Annotated in this window: 14 protein-coding genes; 8 read left to right on the top strand and 6 right to left on the bottom strand. The window is 50.8% G+C overall.

Annotation, left to right across the window (positions count from 1 at the left end):
* The first annotated feature begins 84 nt into the window (after positions 1–84).
* The 4 genes from HK25_RS07505 to HK25_RS07490 all read left to right on the top strand — a co-directional run bounded on the left by HK25_RS07505 (position 85) and on the right by HK25_RS07490 (position 10,480).
* Positions 85–492, top strand: a complete 408-nt coding sequence (locus HK25_RS07505) for a CrcB family protein (protein WP_086554809.1) — start codon at positions 85–87, stop codon at positions 490–492.
* A gap of 174 nt (positions 493–666) precedes the next feature.
* Positions 667–7,032 carry a type I polyketide synthase gene (locus tag HK25_RS07500; protein WP_086635833.1) on the top strand — a complete coding sequence of 2,122 codons (6,366 nt, stop codon included), beginning with the start codon at positions 667–669 and terminating at the stop codon, positions 7,030–7,032.
* Between the two features lie 71 nt (positions 7,033–7,103).
* Positions 7,104–8,558 carry an AMP-binding protein gene (locus HK25_RS07495; protein WP_158092936.1) on the top strand — a complete coding sequence of 485 codons (1,455 nt, stop codon included), beginning with the start codon at positions 7,104–7,106 and terminating at the stop codon, positions 8,556–8,558.
* Positions 8,559–8,674: 116 nt separating this feature from the next.
* Positions 8,675–10,480 carry an AMP-binding protein gene (locus HK25_RS07490; RefSeq protein WP_086635831.1) on the top strand — a complete coding sequence of 602 codons (1,806 nt, stop codon included), beginning with the start codon at positions 8,675–8,677 and terminating at the stop codon, positions 10,478–10,480.
* Positions 10,481–10,586: 106 nt separating this feature from the next.
* Here HK25_RS07490 and HK25_RS07485 read toward each other — a convergent pair whose 3' ends face one another.
* From HK25_RS07485 to HK25_RS07470, 4 genes are all read right to left on the bottom strand, one after another.
* The gene (locus HK25_RS07485) at positions 10,587–10,970 is read right to left on the bottom strand and encodes a VOC family protein (RefSeq protein ID WP_086554787.1); all 384 of its coding nucleotides are present in this window, start codon (positions 10,968–10,970) and stop codon (positions 10,587–10,589) included.
* A 34-nt stretch (positions 10,971–11,004) separates the two neighbouring features.
* Positions 11,005–11,385, bottom strand: coding sequence for a VOC family protein (locus HK25_RS07480; protein WP_086554788.1), 381 nt, complete (start codon positions 11,383–11,385; stop codon positions 11,005–11,007).
* A 51-nt stretch (positions 11,386–11,436) separates the two neighbouring features.
* Positions 11,437–12,267: a ferritin-like domain-containing protein gene (locus HK25_RS07475; protein ID WP_086554789.1), complete on the bottom strand. Its 831-nt coding sequence runs from the start codon at positions 12,265–12,267 to the stop codon at positions 11,437–11,439.
* 230 nt (positions 12,268–12,497) lie between these two features.
* The gene (locus HK25_RS07470) at positions 12,498–12,938 is read right to left on the bottom strand and encodes an acyl-CoA thioesterase (RefSeq protein ID WP_086554790.1); all 441 of its coding nucleotides are present in this window, start codon (positions 12,936–12,938) and stop codon (positions 12,498–12,500) included.
* Positions 12,939–13,183: 245 nt separating this feature from the next.
* Between HK25_RS07470 and HK25_RS07465 the strand changes: the two genes are divergently transcribed.
* Positions 13,184–14,707, top strand: coding sequence for a UvrD-helicase domain-containing protein (locus HK25_RS07465; protein ID WP_158092799.1), 1,524 nt, complete (start codon positions 13,184–13,186; stop codon positions 14,705–14,707).
* Positions 14,708–14,836: 129 nt separating this feature from the next.
* Here the strand turns inward: HK25_RS07465 and HK25_RS07460 are convergent, their stop codons facing one another.
* Both HK25_RS07460 and HK25_RS07455 read right to left on the bottom strand, forming a co-directional pair.
* Entirely contained in the window at positions 14,837–15,976 is a 1,140-nt protein-coding gene (locus HK25_RS07460) for an energy transducer TonB (RefSeq protein ID WP_086554792.1), read from the bottom strand.
* Positions 15,973–16,299, bottom strand: coding sequence for a hypothetical protein (locus HK25_RS07455; RefSeq protein ID WP_086635829.1), 327 nt, complete (start codon positions 16,297–16,299; stop codon positions 15,973–15,975). The genes HK25_RS07460 and HK25_RS07455 overlap by 4 nt, the downstream gene beginning before the upstream one ends.
* 610 nt (positions 16,300–16,909) lie before the next feature.
* Between HK25_RS07455 and HK25_RS07445 the strand changes: the two genes are divergently transcribed.
* Genes HK25_RS07445 through HK25_RS07435 form a run of 3 tightly spaced genes read left to right on the top strand, consistent with a single transcriptional unit; the run spans position 16,910 to position 22,886 of the window.
* Complete coding sequence (locus HK25_RS07445; RefSeq protein ID WP_086635827.1) at positions 16,910–20,113, top strand: efflux RND transporter permease subunit; 3,204 nt, start codon at positions 16,910–16,912, stop codon at positions 20,111–20,113.
* Positions 20,113–21,321, top strand: a complete 1,209-nt coding sequence (locus HK25_RS07440; protein ID WP_086554795.1) for an efflux RND transporter periplasmic adaptor subunit — start codon at positions 20,113–20,115, stop codon at positions 21,319–21,321. Before HK25_RS07445 ends, HK25_RS07440 begins: the two co-directional genes overlap by 1 nt.
* Positions 21,318–22,886, top strand: coding sequence for an efflux transporter outer membrane subunit (locus HK25_RS07435; RefSeq protein WP_086554796.1), 1,569 nt, complete (start codon positions 21,318–21,320; stop codon positions 22,884–22,886). Before HK25_RS07440 ends, HK25_RS07435 begins: the two co-directional genes overlap by 4 nt.
* Positions 22,887–23,490 lie beyond the last annotated feature (604 nt).

The following is a 23,490-nucleotide window of genomic DNA, read 5'->3' as shown; positions in this document are numbered from 1 at the left end:
GTACAAAGCAGTAATGTTCTGTCAGGACTATTCACCTGGACGGAGAGTGGTGTGTCATTATCTTTTTATACCTGTCTTCTTGTCATGTTTGGTGGAGCACTCGGGTCGCTTCTGCGTCATGTTGTCAGTGTTCTGACAGCACCTTACAGCCGCATAATGCCCTGGGGCACTATTTTTGCTGTTAATACCGTTGGTTCGTTTGTTATTGCCTTTTTTGCGACACTGACTATGGCAGACGGGCGCTACCCTATGTCTGATAATATGCGCCTGCTGGTGATGACGGGTATATGTGGCGGTTATACGACCTTTTCCACATTCAGCTGGCAAACATTTGAGTTTCTGCGCACGGGGGCGGTTGGCCGTGCCTTACTGACAGTCATATTGTCAGTTGTTATGTGCATTGGTGCGGCTTCTGCCGGTTATATTACGGCTGTCTGTTTTAATTTTCAGACCATGCAGGCAGTTGAAGTTGAGAAACATAAAGATATATAATTTCTTAATAAAGTATTGATTAAGTAGTTTATTTTCTAGTTTTTTTGTTCTTGAAATAAAAGAAATGGCACATATTAGTATGTGCCATTTTAATTTTTATTAAAAAAATGTTATTTAAATAATACCATCCTCCCGTCAGAGGAGGAATCTCTGTAAAACAGGAGGTTAGGTTTCGTGAATACTGATCAGGACATTGCTGTCATCGGGATAGGATGTCGGCTGCCCGCATCTGTAGAGACGCCGGAGCAGTTCTGGACATTTCTTTGCCAGCAGGGTGATGCATCTTCCGGTGTTCCGGCTGATCGCTGGAGCGTAAAGCGGTTTTATGCGCCTGATTATGACACGCCAGGTAAAACCTATATGCAGCGCGGGTCGTTCCTTGATCAGAAACTCGCGGATATGGAACCGCTGTTTTTTGGTATTTCCCCGCGTGAAGCCGTTATTATTGACACACAGCAGCGCGTTTTACTTGAAGTCGCGTGGGAGGCGTTAGAAAACGCCGGCATTCTGCCAGGTTCGCTCGCCGGGTCGCAGACCGGTGTTTATATGGGGTCATTCTCGCTCGACAGGCTTGTGGTCAGCGGCTCATCTGACAGCCGCCCGCTTATCCGCGATCATTACGCCGCAACAGCGGCCTCTGCCACCATGCTTGCCGCACGCCTTTCTTACAATTTTGATCTTCATGGGCCATCAATGTCGATCGACACGGCGTGTTCCTCGTCTCTTGTGGCGGTTCATCAGGCCTGCGTCAGTCTGCGTCATGGCGAAACCTCCCTGGCGCTGGCTGGCGGGGTGAACATTATGGGCGCGCCTTCAGCATCGATCACGATGTCAAAAGGCCATTTTATCTCGAAGGATGGCCGCTGCAAAAGTTTCTCTGATGATGCTGACGGATATGGCCGCGGAGAGGGGTGTGGCATAGTTGTGCTTAAACGCCTGGCAGATGCGGTGCGTGATGGCGATATTATCCATGGTGTAATCGCCGCTTCGGGTGTGAACCAGGACGGGCATACTTTCTCACTCACAATGCCCGATGAAGAAGCGCAGGCAGACCTGATTGAGCGCGTGGCTGAACGTGCAGACATCGACCTTGCCGCGGTAGGCTATGCGGAGGCCCACGGCACAGGCACCCCGGTCGGTGACCCGATTGAGGCCCGTGCGCTGGGGCGTGCTGTGGGGCAGGCCCGTAAAGCGACAGGCAGGCCGCTGCTTGTGGGGTCTATGAAGGCGAATTTTGGGCACCTTGAGGGGGCCGCAGGCGTTGCGGGGCTGATTAAAGCCGTGCTGTGCCTGAAAAATGCACAGGTGCCCCCGCAGGCGAATCTGACAGTTCTGAATAAAAATATTCCGTTTGATGAGCTGAATCTGCGTGTTCCTGTTAAGGATATGGTCGCGCTTGATACGGCAAAAGATATCTATTCTGTTGTTAATTCCTTTGGTTATGGCGGCACAAATGCTGTTGCTGTTTTGCGGGCCTGCCCTGAAAAAACAAAAACCGTTACGGCACAGCATGACGAGGCAGAGCGCCCTGAGGGGCATTACCTGCTGCCTGTTACGGCATTTACCGAAAGCTCACTGAAAAAAATTGCAGCCAGTTATGCGACTCTGCTGTCTGACAGCTCTGTCGATCTGGCGGATATGTGCTTCTCTGCGGCAACAACGCGAACACCCCTTGAGTATTATGCAACGGTGCTCGCTAAAACCCGTGATGAAGCTGCTGCTGCTCTGAACGCGCTCGCCGCCGGTGCTGAGAGTGCCGCTGTTGTCAGGGGCAGAAAACAGGCCGAAAACCCCATGGGTGGCCCGGTTTTTGTGTTCTCTGGTATGGGTTCACAGGTTGAGGGCATGATGGCTCTGCTGTCGCATGACCTGCCGGCACCGGCCCGTGCAATGGCTGAGAAGTGCGATGCCCTGTTTGCTAAGTTGCTTGGCTTCTCTCTGACAGAGTTCCTCTCCTTACCTGAGCATGCTGCCGAAGTGCATAAAACGCAGCTCGCCCAGCCTGCTATTTTCCTTGTGCAGATGACATTGTTCGAAGCTCTGCGTTTTTATGGTGTGACCCCGGCTGCGGTTACAGGTCATAGCGTGGGTGAGGTTGCGGCAGCCTGTGCGGCAGGCGTGCTGACCCTCGAAGATGCGGTGACGATTGCTTATTATCGCAGCCAGCATCAGAGCACGCTGGCTGGCACGGGTACGATGCTGGCCGTGGGGCTGAATCAGGAGGAGGCAGAGGAGCGCTTTGTTTCTCGTTTTGGTCAGGGTGTCTGCACAGCTGTAGTAAACAGCAGTCGCCTGACCGTGCTGTCAGGGCCGCAAGAAACTCTCAGTATTATTGCTGATATCTGTAAGAAGAATAAAATCTTCAGTAAATTCCTGCCGGTTGAGCTGCCATATCATAACCCTGCAATGGAGAAGATTGAGGCCGGGTTTAAGAAAGATATTGCCGCTACCCCCTTCAGCCGGCCGGTATATCCGCTCTATTCTACGGTTACGGCCAGCCGGTGTGATGATGCTTTTTGTCATGATGCAGCCTACTGGTATGACAATACCCGCCTGCCTGTGCGTTTTAGTGACACGGTCGAAGCTCTGGCTGAAGATGGAGCCCGTGTTTTTATCGAAATTGCCGCGCAGCCGGTTCTGAGCAGTTCGCTGCGTGATGTGGCCAGAACTGTTACCGGCAATGCGACCATTCTGAGCTGCGTTGATACAAAAAAATATGACGAGCCCTTTATCGCCCGCACCCTGGCGCATCTGTTTATGGCGGGGGTCTCTCCCGACTGGGCGCGTGTAAGCGGTGGTGACCGTATTGTGCTGCCACATTACGCCTGGACGCGTGAAAGCTTCTGGGTGGAGACACGTCTCTCCCGTCAGGACAGGCTGGACGAGACTATCTACCCGGTTTTAGGCATGCAGGCCCCTGCGTCTCTGCCGACCTGGCTTGCCAGTGTAAACACAAACTATATGCCCTGGCTGCCTGACCATCAGATTGATGATCTGTGCCTCTTCCCGGCCGCAGGATATATCGAAGGTGCTGTTGCACTTCATGCTGTGCGCGAGAAGACTGACGAGGTTATTCTCGAAGATATTGCGATTGATAAAGCCCTGCTGCTCGATGACAGGCTGGCAGATGTGCAGATGAGCTGGGTTTTTAACCCGGCAGATCACAGTCTGACCGTGGCTTCGCGTGATATAAATGATGATGACAGTACCTGGGTGCCGCACGCGACGATGAAAATTCTGAGCAGCGCGCCCTGGCCTGTTGCTGCCCCTGAGGTGACATTGCCTTATGCAGAGGGCAGCGTGCTGCATGCGGTCATGCCTCAGAAATTTTATGAAGAAATTAAAGAGTATGGTTTTGCTTATGGTCCGTCTTTTCAGACAATCATAAGTCTTGATATCGGGGATAAAATCTCACGCTCTGCGCTGAAGCTGGCTGACGAGCATGCGGGGGCAGCTGATGAATATTTTCTGCACCCCACTTTGTGGGACGGCGCATTTCAGACGCTGATTGCCGCAGGTTATGGCACGGCAAAAGGTACGCTGTTTGTGCCAACAGGCATTCGTCAGGTCAGGCTGTATCACAAGGGCCTGTCAGCGGTGCGTGTGCATTGTGTGCTGACAAAGAAAACGGCCTCTGACATTCAGGGTAATATTCTGATTGTCACAGAAAGCGGTGAGCTGGTTGCCGAGATTAAAGATTTCACAGCCAGAGCGATCAGAACAGCAGCCCGCAGCAATGATGACCTGCGGCGTAAAATTTATCGTAATGCGTGGGTAAAAACAGAGGATAAAAACATCCTTCTTGAAGAGAAGAAGGTGATTATCTGTGGTGCCCCCTCAGAACTTGCAAAGCGTGTGGCCGCAGAGCTTGCGCTTTATGCGGTTGAGGCTGAGCAGATCAGTGAGCCGGCACCGGGCAGTATTGACCCTGAGCTTTATAACAGCATCATTTATGTTGCTGACAAAAATGAAGAAGATCTTGGTATTGCCGAGCTGTGGAAGGTTAAAACCTTCTTTGATGCCGTTATTGAAAAAACAGAGCGTGAGCGCAGCTGTGTTGTGCATGTTCTCACCTCAGGGGCTGTAACGCCTTACCCGCTTGAAAAAGGGAAAACACTGGCCCCTGACCAGGCTGCTGTCAGAGGTTTTGTGCGTGGGATACAGGCTGAAAAAAGTAATCTTTCGATTAAGCTGGTAGATATTGGCACTACCCCGGATGAGGATGTTATGCGCGCGCTGTGTGCAGAAATTCTCAATGGTGAAGACCCTGAGGAGATGGAGGACGACGTTCTTCTCACCCCGCAGGCGCGTTTTGCAGGCCGCCTGCAGCGCAGTGAGGAGCCTCCTGCGCCGCAGCTTCTCCCCTTTTCGGCTGATGAGAGGGATGAAAATGGTGCTCTTGTTGCCGTGCGCCTGGAAACAGTTAAGGGGGCTGCCTTTGATGCACTGCACTATGAGCGGTTTGTCTGCCCGAAACTGAAAAAAGACGAGGTTCTGTTTCGTATTCTGGCAACAGCTCTTAATTTTAAAGATATTCTTAAAGCAACAGGCCTTTTGCCTGACAGCATTATGGATGGCACCTTCCATGGTCATGAAATGGGCTCTGAAGCGACGGCTGAAGTTGTTGCTGTGGGTGAGGGTGTTACCGGTTATGAAACTGGTAAACGCTATGTTATTTCATGGCCCGGCGGTTTTGCGACCCATCTGGTAGCCCTTGCCAGTGAGATGATCAGCTACCCGCTCGATGCGCTCGATGTTGATTATCTGCAGGCATCAACCCTGCCGATTGCCTCAGCCACAGCCTATTGCTCGCTGGTTAAACTGGCCCGCCTGCAAAAAGGTGAGACTGTGCTTATTCATGCCGGTACAGGTGGCGTGGGTATGACAGCCATTTATATTGCGCAGCATATTGGTGCCCGTATTTTTGCAACGGCTGGCAGTGAAGCCAAACGCGCTTACCTTAAAGAGCTTGGGTGTGAGCAGGTCTGGAGTTCAAGAACGCTGGAGTTTGCGGAGGGCATTCGTGACGTGACGCAGGGGCGTGGCGTTGATGTTGTACTCAATTCTCTGCCAGGTGATGCGCTGTCGCATAGTGTGGCTGTTGTTGCCCCTTATGGCCGCTTTGTTGAAATTGGCAAAAAAGACATTATCGAAAATAATGGTCTTCCGCTTATGCCATTTAATCAGAACATGGCGTTCTTCTCCTTCGACCTTGACCGGATGATGCTGGAGCAGAAGGAGGATGTGCGTGAGCTGATGAAAGAAATGGCGCAGCTGCACAGGCAGGGCGTTATTAAACTGCCGGCTGTTACGGGCTATCCGGCGGCTAAGGTGGCTGATGCGTTCCGTTTCCTTGCATCATCCGCTCACATTGGTAAAGTTGTTGTTGATTACACAAAGCTTGAGGATGTTACAGCTTATCCTCTGCCACGCAGGCAGCCGGTTGTCAGGTCTGATGTGACCTATCTGGTCACGGGCGGCGCTGGTGGCTTTGGTTTTGCGACTGTTAAGTGGCTGCTCGACCAGGGGGCTAAACATTTTGTGCTTGTCGGCCGCCGCCCTGAAACGGATGAGGATGTGACAGAGAAGCTGGCTTTCCTCAGAGAGTGTGATGCCAGTGTGCTGTATTTCTCAGCTGATTGTGCCAGTGAAAAAGACCTTGATATGGTTTTTGCTCAGGCACAGAAAAAACTACCTCCCATTAAAGGGGTTTTCCATTGTGCGGCAGTGCTTGATGATGCGCTTGTCGTTAACATGACGCAGGAAAAAATTGCAAAGGTTATGACCACAAAAGCGAAAGCTGCGGTTTTGCTTGATAAAAAAACGCAGAATATGACGCTTGATTATTTTGTAATGTATGCATCAGCCACGACCATGCTGGGTAATATCGGGCAGAGCAATTATATGGCGGCTAACACTGTGCTGAATGCATTGTCGTGGAACCGTTTTAACCGTGGCCTGCCTTCTCTGACTGTTGACTGGGGTGGCATTGCTGATGTGGGTATGCTGAGCCGCAATGATGTTGCGGCCAGAACCCTCGAAATGGTGGGGCTGCGCAGCATTACAGCGCGCCAGGCGCTTGATGCCCTGCCGGTGATGCTGTCGTTTGACCTGCCCGACCTGGGTTATATGGATATTGACTGGGAAAAATGGAGTAAATCTGCGCGCACCAGCACACGTTTGCTGCGTTTTTCACAGGTTATTCTGAATAGTCTTGGTAATGCCGTTACCAGTGAGCGGCTCGCAAGGCTTGTCAGGCTGCCTGATAAAGAACGTCTGCCCTATGTCATTGAGCAGATGAAAGCACTTATTTCAGAGACAACGCATGTCAAACCTGAAGATATTGCTTCGACTGCGCGCCTGTCTGAGCTGGGTATAGATTCTCTTGCCGCAGTTGAGTTGCAGACCTCAGTGAAAAATGAGCTTGGTGTTGAAATTTCTGTTCTGCACCTGGCAAAAGATAACACTATTGAGAATATGTCGAAATTTATTCTCGATCGTATCAATGTAAAAAATATAACGTCTTCTGAGGGTGAATAAATTTAAGTAAAAAAGACTTAAAATATTATTATTTTCCTTTTTATTTTTTACAAAAGGTAATTTCAATGCTTATGGATCTTATACACGATAAACTTAAAAATACCTCTGGTGAGATTATCTTCAGAGATATCTCGCGTGAGTGGAGTTATGGCGAATTTCATCAGAATATCGTCCATGTTGCTCATGCGCTGGGAAAAATTAAAGAGGCAGGCTGTGCACTGGTTGGTGTGAAATGTGCCAGCCAGTACAATCATCTCGTTATTATTTTTGCACTTGATATGCTTGGTGTGGCGTCGGTCTCTCTGCCAGAGGGGTTTGGTTCGATGTTCAGAAGTTATGTTGAGCTGACAAAACCTGATCTGATTTTAACAGATGATTCGTATGAAGGTGATATTCCCTCTGTTAAGTTCTCTGGCCTGAGTTTTCCGTCAACACTGCATATGGAGACAATTGCCAGCGACGAACGCTCTCCTGACGAAATCTGTCGTGTGTCAGTTGCTGCGGGAACTGATGTCACCGCGCGCAAAATTTATATCGATGCCACGAACTTTCATCAGAATATTCATCGTCTGATACAGAGCGTTAACGAAATGAGAAGTGCAGATAAATACGATGTTTTTTGCTTTCTCGGTATTGATCTGCTTAGTGGTTTTCAGATCCGTCTTGCCGCTATCTTATCCGGCGGGTGCCTGAACTTCTTTAACCGTTCAAATATACATTATCTTTTCAGGCGGGAACGGCCTTCGGTTTTTATTCTCTCTCCGCTGCATCTTGAAATTCTGGTCTCAGCGCTGCCGCCACTCAGCAGGCCTGATGACACGGTGGAAATTATCGTTATTGGTGGCGCGCTGCCACCGGAACTTGAGAAGAAAACCAGAGCAGGCCTGAGTACCAGAATTCATGTTATTTACGGGACGGAAGAAACCGGGGCTGTTGCTGTCAGGAGTGTGCGCGGCGGACTGGCGCCTGAAAGTGCTGGTTTTATTGTACCGTGGATGACCGTTGAGGCTGTCGATCAGGATAATAAAAAAATTAAAGAGGGGAATGTCGCCGGTCTTTTACGGATACAGGGCGATACACTGAATAGAGGCTATCTTGAAGAATATTTCAGTGATCGTTTTGTTGATGGCTGGTTTTATCCCGGTGATATAGGGCGTATTTATAATCAAAAAGAACTGTTTATTGTGAGCCGTGCTGATAACCTTATTTCTTTTGGGGGGGATAAGTTTTCAGTTGCACGCCTTGATGAGGTTTGTAAGGCTTACCCGGGTATTCAGGACGGATGTATTTTTGCTGTGCCCGATGCCAGTGGTGTGCATATGCCCTATGTGGCTATTATATGTCATGAGCAGATTGATATTTCTGAACTATCCAGAAAAATGCATGATATTTATGAAAACATGCCAACGCTTACGGTTATCTGGGTTGATCAGATTCCCCTTGATGACGCCGGTAATCCTGACAGAGTACTGCTGACCGAAATGGTGCTGAACGAGAGGAAGCAACGGTCAGCGCGTATGCATTAAACGTTGAATATGCAGAATATAAAGTGATGTTATACATTTTGAAATCTATGGTTACTTGTATGATGTCATGAAAGTATTAAAGTGTACTTTTATGAAGTAGCTGCAAGGCAGTGATTATGGTTAAAAAATTTATTTGTTCAGAAAATAATGGAAAATATTATATTGACTGGGGCGAAAATACACTCGTTGATGCATTAGCTTATCATCGTCACAGAACACCCGATCATGAAGTGTATAAATTTCTTGGGGATGGTGAAAATGAGACTGACAGCACGACATTTTCACAATTACAGGACTTTTCATTCCGGCTTGGTGCCTGGCTGAAAAGAGTGCTCAGAAGTGGTTCGCGGGTTATTTTACTGTATGATAGCAGCCTCGATTATATTCGTGGCATTATGGGGTGTATGACAGCGGGTATGGTGCCGGTGTCGGGGGTTTATCCCAGGTCCTATAATGTGCTTGAGCGTTTTGCACATGTGCAGAAAGATTCTCAGGCTGTGGCCGTTATCGGGCCTAAAGTTATTCTGAGTGAATTTCAGAAGCATTTTACAGGTAAGATGCTTGGTGCAGGTTTTTTATGGATCCCTACAGACGTTATACCTGCCACTTATACACTGGTAACACCTGACCGGAAAAAAGATGATATTGCCCTGATACAATATACTTCAGGGTCAACCAGTAACCCTAAAGGTGTGGTGCTTACGCATCGTAATCTGTCCCATAATATTGCGTTACAGGTTACGGCATTCAGCTTTACGCGGGCCGACCTTTGCGGGGTAAACTGGCTGCCTCTGACGCATGATATGGGGCTTATTGGTGGTGCCCTGATTATTCTGGCGGTCGGGGCTCAGTGTGTTTTACTCCCGCCGGAGAAGGTGCTCGAAAAACCTGTAAGGTGGCTCAGCGCAATCAGTAAGTATCAGGCCAGCATTTCAGGCGGACCGAACTTTATTTATGACGCCTGTATAAGCCGTATCTCAGCAGAGGAGGCCGCTGGTCTGTCTTTATCCCGCTGGCAGCTGGCCTCTAATGGTGCTGAATATATCTCGCGCAGCACGATGGATAAATTTGCACAGCATTTTGCTGCTGCCGGTTTTAAAAAGACTGCATTTTCGTCCTGCTATGGTCTGGCTGAAGCCACGCTGATGGCGACTGCGGGTGAGCGCGGGCAGGGTATTACATTCGGGTCTTTTTCGCGCAGCAATCTGTCGCTTGGTGTGGTTGCTCCCCCTCAAAATACGCTCGATGAACGGCTTATTGCGTCATGTGGCCGGGTGGCTGAGGCTGGCAGCGTGGCTATTACCCGCCCCGAAAGCGGTGAGATACTTCCGCCAGGGCAGGTGGGAGAAATTTGCCTGCATAGTCAGAGTGTCTCCCCTGGTTATGTTTCACAGTTTCCGGCCGGTGTCATAAATACCGGCAAAGGTGACAGGGGGCATTACCTGCAAACCGGAGACAGAGGATTTTTGTTCGAAGACCAGCTTTATGTTGTCGGGCGGTTTGATAACCGTATTGAGATCAGTCAGCAGGTTTTTGATGTGGAGGATATTATTTCAGCCCTTGGGCTGGCAGACCCTGACGTAACGCTTTCCAATACTATTGTATTTGATCAGATTGTGCATGGCGGTGACCAGGAGCTGTTTGTTATTGTCGAAAATACAGCTGATGATAATGACGCATTGCGCGCCAGAGCTGGTGCCCTGGCACAAATCATTTTCAGAACCTGGCGTGTCAATTTATGCACGGTTGCATTTGTCAGGAAAGGAAACCTGATGAAAACATCAAGCGGTAAAATCAGAATGCGTCTCTCGCAGGAGATGTTTCTCGATAAGAAATTTACGATCCTTTTCGAAAAGAAATTCGATAAAGCCTCGTTCAGGACAGTTTCTATCTTAAAAGAAGAAACAGCTTCTCATCATTAGTTATAAAAATATCTGGCAGAGGTGGCCCGGACTGATAACCGGGCCAGGTTTTCAATATGAACGAAAGATGCTGCCATGTTCAGGCCCGGCAGCATCTTTTTTTACTTCAGGGCATTTTATAAAAAGCGCACAGCTTATTGCCGTCAGGGTCACGCAGATAAGCGAGATACATGTCACCCATGGGGGAGTGACGCACACCCGGCGGGTCTTCAGCTGTCACCCCTCCGTGCTCAGTGCCGGCTTTGTGCCAGGCATCGACCTGTTCAGGGCTGGTCATGGCCAGGCCCAGGGTTTCACCATTGGCGCAGGTGGCAGGCTGGCCGTTAATCGGGGTGATCAGAATAATGCGCTGACCATTATGGATATACATCAGCCGGTCTGGCTTTTTTGACGTATCCATCACTTCAGCACCCTGAACGGCCATAATCGCATCATAGAAAATTTTTGTGCGGGCCAGGTCGTTACTGCCCAGAGCAATGTGACTGAACATATTCTTTTCCTTGTTGGCTATACGAGCCTGCTGCTCAGGGCACGTTATAAATGGCGCAGAGTTTGTTGCCATCCGGGTCGCGCAGGTAAGCGAGATACATGTCACCCATGGGGGTGTGTCGTATGCCAGGCGGGTTCTCAGCCGTAACACCACCATTTATCACCCCGGCCCTGTGCCAGGCGTCAACCTGGTCAGCACTGGTCATGCGCAGGCCAATTGTGCCGCCGTTAGCATAAGTGGCAGGCTGCCCGTTAATGGGGGTGGTAATGATCAGCATCTGGCCATCAAGGGCGTAGACAAGAATACCCGGTTTAGGAGCAGGCAAAGCCTGCGCGCCCTGTGCGGCCATGATCGCATCATAAAAAACTTTAGACCGGGGAATATCATTACTTCCCAGGGTAACATGACTAAACATGAGACCATCCTTTGATCAGCGATTGAAAGACCCGAACGCAGGGCATGCGGGTCAGTTTCTTTGCAGTCCGGCCATACGGGCAAATTTTGCCTGACGGCTGAAAAACAGTTTTTCGGTAATCCAGAACGCAACGCTCTGAATTTTGCTGTGCGGTGTCAGGCCAATGGTTTTAAACACCATGTTGGTGACACGCTTAAGGTGCTGCGGTTTATATGACTTCATGCTGCGTGCCATATAATTGGCAATGCAGCGTTTATGATCATAGGGCATATTTTCAGGCTCGTTCGTGGTGTGATAGGCCGATGCCAGCTCATCATCCTCACTTTCGGTAATCCGCCCCAGGGCAATGCGTGCGCGCTGCCATGTGCTGATGTTCTCCCGCCTGAGATAGCGGTGCATATGGTCATAAAACAGCTTGAAATGTCTGAACTCGTCTGCGGCAATCTGGCGGCACAGGGCTTTCAGGGCGGGTTCATCAGTGGCATCAGCCAGGGCTGAGTAAAAAGATGAGGTGCCGGTTTCCACCATGCAGCGGGCAATCAGCTCCCCGGTGCGTGAGCCACGGATAGAGGTATCGACCTCAAGGTTGATGTGATAAAAGTCGCGGTAACGCTGAAAGGCAGCCTGATAGTCCCATTCCGGGTCGGCCAGCATAGCCCAGCGGCCCAGCGCATCACCATGCTGAATTTCTTCAACAGCCCATTCATCAGCCGCCTGTTTAAAGTCCGGGTCATCAGAGAAGACGTTGTTGAGATAAATGGCATAATCGACACTGTTACGCTCTACAACCGAGGCAGCTTTTACCGCCTTGAGCAACTCAGGGTCAACTTTTGCGGGGTCAAACTGATCCCAGGGTAGCTGATCAATCTGCCAGTGTTTCATCTCTGTTGTGCCTCTTTGCGCTGACTATATCTGTCGGGGCTGCATGTGGTTTGTGCCGGCATACGCCCTTACCGGTCAGAATAGCCTGCCGGTTCCTGTCGTTAGCTCATAGCCTGTTTTTGATATGAAGTGCCAGAGCAGGATAATGCGTATTTTGAAGTCAGCTATGCACGCACCACAGATGCTCCGGCCGGTCATCTGTGGTTTTGTTGCTGTATCTTGTTTTTTTATCAGTCTTTTTTGCGTATGCCGACAGGGCCGGCAGATGGGTCAATTTTGTCCATATCAGGCAGCGGGCGCGGGCGGCGGTTTTCATCCAGGGCAACAAAGGTAAAGTCGCCTTCTGTGACCTTGCTTGTTTTGTGGGTGTGGCGTGCGCGGCGCCATGTCTGCACATGAATGGTCAGTGAGGTATGCCCCTCACGGGTGATCTCAGTATAAATGCTCACTTCATCCCCGACCGCTACAGGTTCGAGAAAGGTCAGTTTGTCAATGGCAACCGTTGTGGCACGACCATTGGAGCGAAAGGCTGCCACTGTGCCGGCGGCAAGATCCATCTGAGAGACAATCCACCCGCCAAAAATATCACCGGCAGGGTTAGTATTGCTGGGCATGGCAACCACGCGGATGGTGGGGATGCCAGCAGGAAGGGCGGGGGATGTTTCAGGCATAAGGACGAATGCTCCTGAGTGTGTGACGGCCATAACAGGGCAGCAGGGACAATGCTCTGACCAGACAGCCGCCTGAAATGACGCAGGGCAGGTGCATGACCTGCGGGATATACTGCCTTTTTGTAAAGGTCAGAGACGTTTTTTGTAAAGCTGGTTTGTTTTTGAAAACAGGAATGTTATCTGAAGGGCGTTTTGCTGCGCGTAGCCTGTGGCGGCCTTTGGTTTATACGACAAGCGGAAGAGTAATGATAACATGCACGCCTGAGCAGACTGCGGTCATAGCCCGCAGCCCGACCGAAAGTTTTAAGGTTGTGGCCGGTGCCGGGTGCGGCAAAACCAGTACGCTGGTCATGTTCAGCACGCAGTGGGCCCGCTACCGGGGGCTTTATCTGGCATTTAATGCCTCGATTGCGCGCGAGGCCAGGGGGCGTTTTGGCCGGCATGTTGAGGCCCGCACAGCCCATGCTTATGCATTTGCCGCGCTGAATATCGGCTCGCTTGAGCGCTCACGGCTCACAGGCCGTTACACGACCCGCCATGTGCGCCAGCTTGAAAAAGAGCTTGGTATTAAAGCTCCGCCTGGCAGTGCCGGCATTGCCCTGCAAACCCTGTCAGCCTTTCTGGTCTCGGCAGGTACAAAGCTGACACAGGCCCACTGCCCTGAGCAGGATATGGCCCGTAACCGTGATATCCGCACATTTGTGGCTGAGGCCTTTCGCTACATTATGCGTTATGAACGTCATGATTTTCCCATCACGCATGATGTGTATCTCAAACGTTTCGAGATGGAGGGGCAGATAACCGGCTATGATTACATCATGGTGGATGAGGCCCAGGATCTGAACCCGGTTTTATTTTCTATTCTCGAAAAATCAGGTCTGCCGGTGGTAGCGGCGGGTGACCCGCACCAGTCTATTTTTGCGTTTCGTGGCGCGGTAGATGCCATGTCGGCCCTGCATGTGCCAGCTTTGCCCCTCAGCCGCAGCTGGCGCTTTGGTGAGCCCGTGGCGCAGCTCGCGTCGCGCGTGCTGTCCTGCCACTCTGTGCCGCCGCGTTACCCGCTGCATGGTAACCCGGCCGTTAAAAGTGCCATTCATCTTTATCAGGGTAAAATCCGCCCCTCGCACGAGACACTGGTGATGGCCCGCACCAATATCAGGTTGTTTGAGAGCCTGGCCCTGATTGACCGCCCGTTTCATGTTCTGGGAGGCATACAGGATATGGTGCAGGATATTCGGGCAGCTTTATCGCTGTATCGTCAGAGTATCGGTGCACCGCCATCGCAGGCCGGGCAGGGGCGTTTGCCATTTTCATCATGGGCTGAACTGCTCGCCGCGCGTGAGGGTGACACGGCCGACCCCATGGCCCGCAAGCTGGTCACGATTATTGAAAAGCATGGCAGCGACCTTGATACAAAAATCGGGGTTATTCAGTCTCTGCACCGTGATGACCCTGAAGAGGTCAGCCTGATCTGCTCAACGGCGCATAAGGCAAAAGGGCGCGAGTTTGAGACAGTGATGATGCTGGATGACTTCCTCTCTCCGGCAGAGTGGGCACAGCGGCGTGAGAAGCTGCTTGCCCGCCGGTTTAAGCTGGAGGAGGAGACAACCGGCTCAGCCCGTGCCCGCGCCCGCAAAGCGCGCGATCTGACCCGCCGGATGGAAGAGTGTGACCAGGAGATTAACCTGCTTTACGTGGCCTGCACCCGTGCGCGTCAGACCCTTTACCTGCCGGAGGCGCTTTATACCTTCTGGCGGGCAAACAGCTGAGAGTGAGCAGAGTTTGCCGCGTCTGCACAGGCCGGGTTGGGTAATGTCATACTAAAATATATGAAAATATGCGTATTACTCACATATTTTAGTAACATTCTCAGTCAGGAAAGATCCTCCTCCCGGCTGTTAGCGCCGGATGAGGAAGTAGTTCATCGTCATATCAATATCAAAATGGTTGCCCTTCATGTCAGGCGGTACCGGAGGGAGCTGCGCCCCGCGGAACATTCCTGTCGTGGCAGCATCAAGATAGTATGAACCCGACGAGCTGGTCTGGTACACCGCGCGCACCCGGCCTGTTCTGTCCAGGATAACATGCACGGAGGAGGGGCCTTCTTCACCATTGCTGGCGGCCTCAGGCGGGTAGTATTTGTGGCGTTCGATCCAGGAGCTTATCTGCTCAGCATAATCATCGCTGACCCCTTTGATCGAGGCGCGTGAGGCATATTGTCCGCTGAGCTGCCCATGGTCCACCATTGGCCCGATAGAAAGGTCGATAGGCCCGCGTGACCCGCCCGGCCGCCCCGTGGTTCTGCGCCTTGGTGCAGGGGCTTCATCAAACGAGAGGTCTTTCGGGTTCGCAAAGGGTGATTTCTGCTGGTGGTGTGTGGGGCGTCTGTGTGATGGCGAGGCAGATGGCGTTTTGCCTGTTGCTTTAGGTGTTTTGCCGGCCGGCGTAAAAGCAGGCCTTACCGGCTGCTTTTCTTCCGGAGTGGGCTGAGGCAGGCCGTCATCAGAAGGGGGCAGGGGCGGGGTTGAAGGTGTTTCAGGTTGTGTGACAGCCGGAGCAGGAGGGGCAGCATCAGGCTCTGGTTCAGCTGTGCCGGCAGTGCTGGCGGTTTTTCCGTTATTGCCGCTGCCCATGTCAGGCGAGGGTTCACCGGTCATGCCCGAGCTGCCCTGAGGTTTGCTGAACACCATTTCAACGGAGGGCTGATCAATGCCCTCTTTGCTGCCGGAGTGGTTATGGTGTGCGCTTTTCCATAGCAGGGCCGTGAACAGAACAACATGAGCGATGAGTGAGGCAGTCAGTACAGGGCCCAGGGTGGTGTCGGCATAGCGCTCTTTGCGCATAAGCCCGGTAATAACCCCAGGCACCTGTACATTGGCAGGGCGTGGCAAAGCCGTGCCTGTTGTGTGCAGGCCTTCACGTGTTGCAAAATCGGTAAATGCCGCATCGGCGAGGGTTGAAGACGCAGCTCTGCCTGTGTTCAGGCGCGGCTCGCGCTGCTCCTGGTCTGATGACGGACCTCTGAGTGTAGAGTTCATGAAGCGCCTGGTCTCTCCTCAGCGGGGGTAACGTCTTTCATACGATAAGTCTCCCCCTGACGCCAGCGCCAGCCATCTGCTGGTGTATGATAACAGATAATCATAAAAACTATTGTACTGAATATAGCAGTCACGGTGCAGGCCGGCCAGAACATCCGCATCTGTTCAGCCTGCGCCCTGATAAAGAACATAGCCTGAAGAGTGGCAGAAACAATGGTCAGCCATGAGAGGGTTAAAACCCGGCCCTGCCATGCAACGGGGGTGCCGGCAGCAGGACCATATGGCTCTGGCCTGAAGCAGCAGGCTTTTTGTGTTGTTGCCATTGCCTGTTCTCTTTGTGCCAGAGAAAACAAAAAACACCTGCCGTGTTCAGCAGGGGGTGAGCGTTTACTATACCTGTGCGGCCAGTGGCTGTGCAATGCAAACCCGTTGCGCAGATCATGAAAATTATACCGGGCTCATCGTGCGCGATGAGAAAGCAATACCTGCAGGGGGTACGATTCGGCTTTTTTAAACGTGCCGCTCTGCCTTGCCGGCTGTCAGGAAGGGCTGGTGTATGAAAATATTAAAATACAGACATTTTTCATATACCTTATAGTGGATTGTGGCGGAATATGGCCCGACTTAAAATGATTTTATGAATATTTTCTAAAAGTAACGTTTTTATAATATTACATAATATGAATGAATTTAATTAATATCTTAATGTAATTTTTAAGAATAATATGGCACTTTCTTTATAATTTTGTGGCGAAAAAGTGTCTTTTTTGCCGCAACAATAAGTATACCCTTCACATATTTGCCTCATATTACTAATCTGTATTTTTTTTAATTTGCCCGTAATTTTTTTCGGCATATGTGATAGCACTTCACAATTACGTTTTTGCTCTTGAATTTGCGCTGCACCGAGTAATTTCGCATGAAAGGAACCGCATGAATGCCATTGTTGTAACGGCGCTTAAGCGACCTTATACTTTTGTTGTTCTGTCTATACTTATTCTGGCCTTTGGTATTTTATCCCTGCTTAAGGCCCCGACAGACGTTTTCCCCAATATCCGTATTCCCGTTGTGTCGGTTGTATGGACCTATGGCGGGATGCTGCCAGAGGAATTTGCCGGCCGTATTACCTATAACTACGAGCTGAATGTTACCTCAACTGTTGAGGGCATTGAGCACATGGAGAGTAATACGTACTACGGCCGTAGCATTGTTAATATCTACTTCCAGCCCGGAACAGATATTGGGGAAGCAGAAGCTGAGGTGACCGCCATCTCGCAGACTGTGATCAAGCAGCTGCCAGAAAATATTCCTGCCCCGATGGTGATGAAGCTTGAGGCCTCTTCAGTGCCTGTTCTTGCGCTTCAGGTTACCTCACAGAAGCAGACCCCTTCTGATCTGTTTAAAATTGCCATGACACGTATCCGTCCTATTCTTGTGACGGTGCCTGGTGCGGTTCTGCCTCAGGCTTACGGTGGTATGGACAGCTTCATCATGGTTGCGCTGAACCAGAAACAGCTTCAGGCGCATCATCTGTCAGCCATGGATGTGCAGAACGCTCTGCGTTCGCAGAACATCGTGCTGCCGGCCGGTGACCAGAAAATTCACAGAACTGACTGGATGGTGCAGACCAACGCGACACCGCGCTCAATGAAAGAGCTGGGTGATATTCCGGTTAAGCGTGTTGGTAATGCTGTTATCTACGTTCATGACGTGGCTAACGTGTATCGTGGTGGCCACCCGCAGACCAACCTGGTGCTTGTCCAGGGGCGTCAGGGTGTTGAAATTGTTGTCATGAAAAGTGGTGATGCTTCAACACTTGATGTTGTGGCACAGACCAAAGCCCTTCTTCCCCGTATTGAGAAAATTGTTCCGCCTGACGTGCACATTTCTGTGCTGAGTGATGCTTCAGTCTTCGTGAAAGAAGCGATTACAGACGTTGTGCGTGAGATGGTGACAGCCGCGATCCTCACAGGTCTTGTCGTGTTGCTGTTTCTTGGGTCATGGCGTTCAACAGTTATTATTGCAACGTCGATCCCGCTGGCTATTCTCAGTGCGATTATCTGCCTGCTTCTGTCAGGTCAGACTATCAACGTGATGACACTGGGTGGTCTTGCTCTGGCCGTTGGTATTCTCGTCGATGATGCGACCGTGATGATTGAAAACATCGACACGCATCTTGAAGAAGGAAAAGACCTCGAGCCTGCCATTATTGATGCTGCAAACCAGATCGTTATTCCAACCCTGGTTTCAACTCTGTGTATCTGTATTGTGTGGACCCCGCTCTTCCGTCTGAGTGGTGTTGCCGGCTGGCTGTTCATGCCAATGGCTGAAGCCATTGTGTATGCGATGCTTGCCTCGTTCATTCTGTCACGAACCCTCGTGCCGACAATGGCCAAATATCTGCTCGCCGGTCAGGTACATCCCGGTGCACATGGTGATGAGCATCAGGCACTGCCTAAAGGGTTCTTTGGTAAGTTTCAGAACAAATTTGAGCATGCGTTCCATGTGTTCCGTCTGGCTTACGGGCGTTTCCTTGAGCGTATTCTCGTGCGTCGTAAACTGTTTGTGTCGTGCTTCCTGGGGGCTTCGGTTCTGTCTCTGGGGCTGTTTCTTATTGCCGGTCAGGACTTCTTCCCTGAAGTCAAGTCTGGCACGATTCAGATGCACATGCGTGCCCCTCTTGGCACACGTATCGAAACAACAGGGCGTATCGTCTCTCTGGTTGATAACCGTATCGATGCTCTGCTGCCTGGCAAAGTGTCTGGCATTATCAATAACTGTGGTCTGCCCGAAGGGCCGCATAACCAGGCCTTTATTCCGACACCAACTATCGGAACCCAGGACTGTGACCTGACGATTTCTCTTAAAGACGGCGAATCTCCGGTATGGGATTATCGTGCTCTGCTGCGTGACAAACTTTCTGCTAACTTTCCGGGCAGTGTTTTCACCTTCCAGCCTGCTGACCTGACCGAGAAAATCCTGAACTTCGGTTCACCAGCTCCGATTGATATCCAGGTATCAGGACCAGAGCTGAGAGCAAACTATGACTATGCCCGTATTCTGGTCAATAAACTCCGCGGTGTGCCAGGGGCTGCTGATGTTGTTATTCAGCAAACCATGAAAACACCAACGCTGTTTGTTAAGGGCAACCGTACTTTCAGTCAGGCTACCGGCATGACTGAAGCTGATATTGCTAACAACCAGCTGATGACCCTTTCAGGCAGTCAGACGGTTGATCCGCAATACTGGCTCGATCCTAAAACCGGCATTACCTTCCCGCTCAACGTCTATGTCTCTCAGGACCAGCTGACTCATTATAATGACCTGCTGACTATTCCGGTTGATAAAGGCGATGGTGACCCGGGCGGTAAAGATATGCAGCTTCTGGGTGCTATCAGTGATGTGTCAGCAATTGGCACGCCAGGGCAGGTATCTCACTTTAACTCCATGCCTGACATTGACATTTATGTCTCTGCTGAGGGCACAGATCTGGGTTCAGTTCTGGCCGGCGTTAATAAGGTTATTGCTCAGACGAAAGGTGATGTGCCCCGCAGTGCCGTGGTTGACATTCATGGTCAGGCCACAACCATGCACGGGGCATATAACGAGCTGATCTTCGGTCTGATTGTGTCGGTTGTGCTGATCTACATGCTGATCGTGGTGAACTTCCAGTCATGGGTTGATCCGTTCATTATCATCTCCGCACTGCCAGGTGCTCTTGCCGGTATCGCCTGGAGCCTCTTCCTGACACAGACGCGCCTTTCAGTGCCTGCACTGACCGGGGCTATTATGTGCATGGGAACGGCAACAGCGAACTCCATTCTGGTGGTTGCCTTTGCAAAGGAACGGTTTGCTATTCATGGCAGAGCGATCACAGCTGCGGCTGAAGCCGGCTTTGGTCGTATCCGTCCGGTTATCATGACAGCGTCTGCCATGATTATCGGTATGGTGCCTATGGCAACCAGTAACTCGCAGAATGCACCACTGGGTAAAGCTGTTATCGGCGGGCTGATTGTTGCAACGATCTCCACCCTGCTGTTCGTACCCTGCGTTTACGCCATTTTTCACAAAAACTCTGATACGCCACACGGTCATGAGACTGGTGAGGCTTCCGAAAACGGGAAGGAGGCTGTCTGATGCCCGCTTTCACAAAAACACAGCTTTTCGCTGGCTCCGTGTTCTGTGCATTTCTTGTCTATGGTGGCTACCTGGTGGCGCATCGTATGCACAACCAGCACGAACTTGATGTGGCTGCAACGACAGCAAACATTCCTGATGTTGCTGTGGTTAAGCCCAAACCGGCCCCTGATACGGTCTCTCTGACCCTGCCTGGTAATATTAATGCCTGGTATCAGGCACCGATGATTGCCCAGGTCTCCGGTTATGTAAAAATGTGGTATAAGGACTATGGTTCGACGGTAAAGGCTGGCGATATTCTGGCCGAAATCAACGCACCAAGTCTTGATGCCCAGTACGCGCAGGCCAAAGCTGACCTGCAGGTGCAGATGGCCAAATATAACCTGGCTGAAGTGACAGCAACCCGCTGGCGGAACATGGGTAAGTCTCAGGCTGTTTCAGGGCAGTCAGTCACGGTGCAGAATGCTAACGAGCGGGCGGCACAGTCTGCTCTGGCAGCGGCACAGTCAAACGTTGACCACTTTGCTGCACTTGAGAAGTTTAAGACCATTGTTGCACCATTTGATGGTGTCGTAACGGCGCGTAACGTCAACGTGGGTGACTATGTTGGCGCGGGCAGCGGCATTGGTGATAATGGCGGTGCAAGCGAACTCTTTACGGTGGCTGATACGCACGAGATGCGTCTGTTCGTATCTGTGCCTGAGGTGTTCTCTTACATGCTCAAGCCTGGCCTGACCGCACAAGTGACAGTGCCGCAGTATCCTAATCAGGTGTTTACGGCAAAGTTCCTGACTATTGCTAAAGGTTATGACCCCAACACCCGTACTGCCGTAACGGAGTTCACGATTGATAATAATGACCAGAAGCTCTGGCCCGGGTCATTTGCTACTGTTGCGCTGACAGCACCGTCAGAGCCCGGGGTTTATACGATCCCGACAGGGGCACTGGTGTTCCAGGAAAACGGAATGCAGGTTGCTATTGTTGATGCGCAGGATATTGCACACTTCAGAAACATTAAAGTCGGACGTATGTCTGACTCCTACACTGAGGTTGACGGAGGGCTGCAGCCAGGTGATCAGGTGATTGATAACCCGCCGGCTGACCTGCTCGAAGGCCAGAAGGTACATCTGAGTGTGCCTGAAAAAGGCTACCTGACAACAGGTGGCAATGCTAAGGCCGAAGCCAGTGCGGGAGATGATGACGAATGAGCTTATCTTCTTTACGTCGTAACAAAAAACGTGCCGCCCTGAGAGGGGTGGCACTATCCTCAGCACTGATGCTGGGGGCCTGTAACCTGGCCCCCACGTATAAAGACCCTAAATTTGTTGTTCCTGCCGCATGGCGCGGGCAGGGGCTGTTTCATGTCGCGCAGCCACAGGACAGCGCTCTGCGTTCTGACTGGTGGGCGTTGTTTAACGATCCCACGCTTAACACGCTGGAAACACAGGCCCAGACCAGTAACGGTGACCTGCAGGCTGCGGCTGAACGGTTTGCCCAGGCCCGTACCATCGTGATGGAAGCGCGCTCTGACCTGCTGCCGCATTTTGGTCTTTCTTTTGGTGGCAGTGATAATAAAAGCTCTGCTGACAGGCTGTTTCGTTATAAGGGGCCGATCACAGCGACTGATGAGTTCTATGGGGGTATTGCGAGCTGGGAGCCTGATCTCTGGTCTTCTATTCGTAACCGTGTCCGCTCACAGAAATACTATGCACAGCAGCTTGCTGCACAATATGCTTCTGCCCGGTTAAGCCTTCAGGCTGACCTCGCAACAGATTATTTTGCACTGCGCGGCCTTGATGCACAGAATGCCATCTACACACAGTCGATTGCATTTTATAAGCAGGCGCTGAAGATGACCGAGGTGCGTCTGCAAAATCAGAACGCCACTGGTATTGATGTTGCCCGTGCTCAAAATCAGCTTTACATGACAGAAGCACATCAGCTTGATGTGCAGGCACAGCGCGATGTGATGGAGCATGCGATTGCTGTGCTGGTGAATGTTTCACCCTCAGCATTCCATATCGTGCCGGTTGACCAGCTGAGCGATGCAGAGCCGGTTATTCCCACAGGTCTGCCTTCAGAAATTCTGCAGCGTCGTCCTGACGTGGCAGCCTCTGAGCGTGAAATGGCTCAGGCCAATGCCATGATTGGTATTGCCCGTGCAGCGTTCTACCCGCATGTGTCGTTTAACGCGCAGGGTGGTTTTGACGCGAACGGTTTTGACCTTGCTAAACTTGCCAACAGTTTCTGGACCTATGGTGCCTCGGTCACCATGCCGATCTTTGAGGGCGGGCTGCGCCGTGCGCAGCTGCAGCGCACCTGGTCGAGCTACCGTGAAACGCGTGATAACTACCGTATGACCGTTCTGAACGCCTTTAAGGATGTTGAAAACGGTATGTCAGTAACAGCACGTCTGCGCAGTGAAAATGACCGCCTGAAAAAGGCTGTGCAGGCTGCGATGCAGACACAGAAACTGACAATGGTGCTGTATAAAGGTGGCGCTGATAACTACCTTGAGGCTCTTATTGCGCAGGTCAGCACGCTTGATGCCCGTATCAATCAGGCGCAGGTACAAAGCCAGGCTTTACAGTCTACTGTCAGGCTGGTGCGTGCACTGGGTGGTGGCTGGCAGGATAAGATGCTGCCAACACCAGATCAGACTATGACGTTTGATGTGCTGCAATATGATAATCTGCATCATCCTGCAGCAGCAGGCGGCATTACGACAGTGAAGCCTGAGAACTTTGAAAATCTTACGGGTCAGACGAAATAAAGATAAGAAAAATCTTTCGTATATGACTTAACCGGCGGCCATTATCTGTTTGTTCAGGTAGTGGCCGTTTTTTTTATTTCATGACAAAAAATTTTAGCTGATATGAGCTTTTGGGCGCTGATCGGCACAGGCTGTGTAGTGGCCTCAGACAGCAGCTCGCAGCAATAGCGTAAAGCTGCTTTAATTATACCGTCTCATTGCTTCTGTTTTTCTTATAGTGATGATATAATTTTCCTTATACCTTTAGTATAAATAAATATTATATTAAGTATAAGATGATTTTCAAAAAACTATTAAAATACAAAACAAAAAATTAATGTTTTGGAATCGAAATATATTATTCACAACGCGCCGCTTTACGCTAAGGTTAGTATCGAGATCGAAACGACATGATGCGGCCTGACATAGCATTTTTTTAAAGTGCTCATGTGTGGCATTACAAAATGCAGGAAGAGTATGAAAAAGAACGTGATAAACACCGAACTTTTCTCTTCGTTTAATCAGTCACCTCTGCGCCTGCCATCATAACTTTTTGCATTTTCTGGTATTATTTTCCCAAGGGGTCTGGATATGCGTATCCAGGAGCAGATCAGGACAATAAGCG

The sequence above is a fragment of the Acetobacter sp. DsW_059 genome, assembly GCF_002153695.1.
Classification (GTDB): domain Bacteria; phylum Pseudomonadota; class Alphaproteobacteria; order Acetobacterales; family Acetobacteraceae; genus Acetobacter; species Acetobacter thailandicus.
This window is presented reverse-complemented; position numbering and strand designations above follow the sequence as displayed.

Coding starts and splice junctions, on each gene's coding strand:
- HK25_RS07445 (WP_086635827.1), top strand. CDS start 16,910: ATGAATGCCATTGTTGTAACGGCGCTTAAGCGACCTTATACTTTTGTT.
- HK25_RS07490 (WP_086635831.1), top strand. CDS start 8,675: ATGGTTAAAAAATTTATTTGTTCAGAAAATAATGGAAAATATTATATT.
- HK25_RS07440 (WP_086554795.1), top strand. CDS start 20,113: ATGCCCGCTTTCACAAAAACACAGCTTTTCGCTGGCTCCGTGTTCTGT.
- HK25_RS07485 (WP_086554787.1), bottom strand. CDS start 10,970: ATGTTCAGTCACATTGCTCTGGGCAGTAACGACCTGGCCCGCACAAAA.
- HK25_RS07470 (WP_086554790.1), bottom strand. CDS start 12,938: ATGCCTGAAACATCCCCCGCCCTTCCTGCTGGCATCCCCACCATCCGC.
- HK25_RS07480 (WP_086554788.1), bottom strand. CDS start 11,385: ATGTTTAGTCATGTTACCCTGGGAAGTAATGATATTCCCCGGTCTAAA.
- HK25_RS07435 (WP_086554796.1), top strand. CDS start 21,318: ATGAGCTTATCTTCTTTACGTCGTAACAAAAAACGTGCCGCCCTGAGA.
- HK25_RS07495 (WP_158092936.1), top strand. CDS start 7,104: ATGGATCTTATACACGATAAACTTAAAAATACCTCTGGTGAGATTATC.
- HK25_RS07455 (WP_086635829.1), bottom strand. CDS start 16,299: ATGGCAACAACACAAAAAGCCTGCTGCTTCAGGCCAGAGCCATATGGT.
- HK25_RS07465 (WP_158092799.1), top strand. CDS start 13,184: ATGATAACATGCACGCCTGAGCAGACTGCGGTCATAGCCCGCAGCCCG.
- HK25_RS07460 (WP_086554792.1), bottom strand. CDS start 15,976: ATGAACTCTACACTCAGAGGTCCGTCATCAGACCAGGAGCAGCGCGAG.
- HK25_RS07505 (WP_086554809.1), top strand. CDS start 85: ATGTTTGGTGGAGCACTCGGGTCGCTTCTGCGTCATGTTGTCAGTGTT.
- HK25_RS07475 (WP_086554789.1), bottom strand. CDS start 12,267: ATGAAACACTGGCAGATTGATCAGCTACCCTGGGATCAGTTTGACCCC.